Origin of the sequence: Streptomyces sp. NPDC059957 (assembly GCF_042730015.1) — a bacterium.
Lineage (GTDB): Bacteria > Actinomycetota > Actinomycetes > Streptomycetales > Streptomycetaceae > Streptomyces.
This window is the reverse complement of record NZ_JBHWMB010000012.1, coordinates 35,915-37,830: the sequence shown is the minus strand read 5'-3', so window position 1 is coordinate 37,830 and position 1,916 is coordinate 35,915. Positions and strand designations below refer to the sequence as shown.

Below are 1,916 nucleotides of genomic sequence, written 5' to 3'. Positions count from 1 at the left end.
GTCTACGGTTGGGCGGCTGAGGGGTGGGTCGATGCGTTTTTCAAAAAACACCCGCAGGCCCGTGGTTTTGGTCCGTCCCCCCCTCTCGCGGACCTTCGCCACGGCCTCGTCGCCCTTGATCGCCATGACGACGACCTGGACGTGCGCGAGGCGCGGCGGGACCCGCAGGCCGTTGTCGTCGCCGTGCGACATGATCAGGCCGCCGACCATGCGGGTGGAAACGCCCCACGAGGTCTGCCAGACGAGCTCCTGCTTGCCTTCCTTCGACAGGTACTGCGTGTTGAAGGCCTTGGCGAAGTTGGTGCCGAGCTCGTGGCTGGTGCCGAGCTGCAGGGCCTTGCCGTCGCCCATCATGCCCTCGAGGGTGAGGGTGTTGATGGCGCCGGCGAAGCGCTCCTTGGCGGTCTTGCGGCCGAGCACGACGTCGATGCCGAGCACGTTGGTCATGAAGTCGCCGTACACGTCCGTGTGGATGCGGGCGGCGTAGTCGCGGGCGTCCTCGTACGAGAGGTGGGCCGTGTGGCCCTCCTGCCAGAGGAACTCGCTCGTACGGAGGAACACGCGCGGGCGCATCTCCCAGCGGACCACGTTCGCCCACTGGTTGATCAGCAGGGGCAGGTCGCGGTAGCTCTGGACCCACTTCGAGAAGTACTCGTTGACGATCGTCTCGGAGGTGGGGCGGACGACGACCGGCTCGTCCAGCTCCTTGCCGCCGCCGTGCGTGACGACCGCGAGCTCGGGGGCGAAGCCCTCGACGTGCTCCGCTTCCCGCGTCAGGTAGGACTGCGGGATGAACAGCGGGAAGTACGCGTTCTGGGCGCCCGCGTCCTTGATGCGCGCGTCCATCTCCTGCTGCATCCGCTCCCACAGCCCGTAGCCGTACGGTCGGATGACCATGGTGCCGCGTACCGGACCGTTGTCGGCCAGCTCGGCCTTGTTGATCAGATCCTGGTACCAGCGGGGGAAATCCTCCGCCTGAGGGGTGAGAACGGGTGCCTTTGCCATGGCGCGAATGGTACGGCGCCCGGAGGGGCGAACGTGAATCGGGTGCGAATCGGGTGGCGCGCTCCTCTGGACGCGAGGGCGAATCGGGAGTTCTCTGGCAACGGGGGCATGGGGGCGACAAGGAATCAGGAGCGCTCTTTCGATGACACCGACGCCGACGGCGACGCTTGTCGCGCGGGACTGGGCGGAGATCCAGGAACGGATGCTGGTACCGCTGTACGAGGCGGTCTACGACCGGCTGGAGGTCGGGCCGGGCGACCGGCTGCTCGGCCTCGACTGCGGGGCCGGACTGGCCCTGTTGCTGGCCTCGGGCCGGGGAGCCCTGGCCACGGGTGTGGAGACGGATCCGGCACGCCGGACGCTGGCCCGGGAGCGCCTGCTGGAGGTCCTCGCGGCCCCGCCGGCGCCCGCGGTGCCCTACGACGTGCTGCTGGCCTTCTCGCCCACCCCGGGCGCCCTGGCCGCGGCCCTGCCGGCGCTGCGCCGCCCCGGCGGTGCGGTGGTGCTGGCCGACTGGGGGCCGGCGGAGCGGTGCACGGTGCCCTCGGTCCTGGGCGGCGGGCCGGTGGCGCGGGACCTGGACGCGATGGCGGCAGCGGCCGGACTGGTGCCGGACGGGTCGGGGCGGGTGTTCTGCCCGTTCGGGTACGCCGACGTGGACAGCGCGGTGCGCGGGCTGCTGTCGACCGGGCTGTACGAGTGCTCGGACCCGGTCCAGGTGGAGAAGGAACTGGCGGAGGCGCTTCACCCGTACGAACGGGGTGACGGGGCCGTCTGGCTGCCGAACATCTTCCGGTACGTCATCGCCCGTACGGCGTAACCGGCGCAGGCGGCGTGACGGGCGCCGGGGGGGGGGGGGGGGGGGACGCCCCAAGAGCACGCTACGCCTGGGGCCTACCCGGAAGGGAGGA

2 protein-coding genes are annotated in these 1,916 nt (G+C 70.7%); one reads left to right on the top strand and one right to left on the bottom strand.

What is annotated here, in order from left to right:
- Nucleotides 1–1,005, bottom strand: a 1,005-nt coding sequence (locus ACFWBW_RS10725; protein ID WP_385370401.1) for an aminoacyl--tRNA ligase-related protein, incomplete at its 3' end; no start/stop codon positions are given.
- Nucleotides 1,006–1,147: 142 nt separating this feature from the next.
- Between ACFWBW_RS10725 and ACFWBW_RS10720 the strand changes: the two genes are divergently transcribed.
- Nucleotides 1,148–1,825, top strand: coding sequence for a methyltransferase type 11 (locus ACFWBW_RS10720; protein ID WP_385370399.1), 678 nt, complete (start codon nt 1,148–1,150; stop codon nt 1,823–1,825).
- The last annotated feature ends 91 nt before the right edge of the window (nt 1,826–1,916 follow it).

Bases quoted from the DNA above. Each gene is read 5' to 3' on its own strand.
- ACFWBW_RS10720 (WP_385370399.1), top strand. From the start codon at position 1,148: ATGACACCGACGCCGACGGCGACGCTTGTCGCGCGGGACTGGGCGGAG.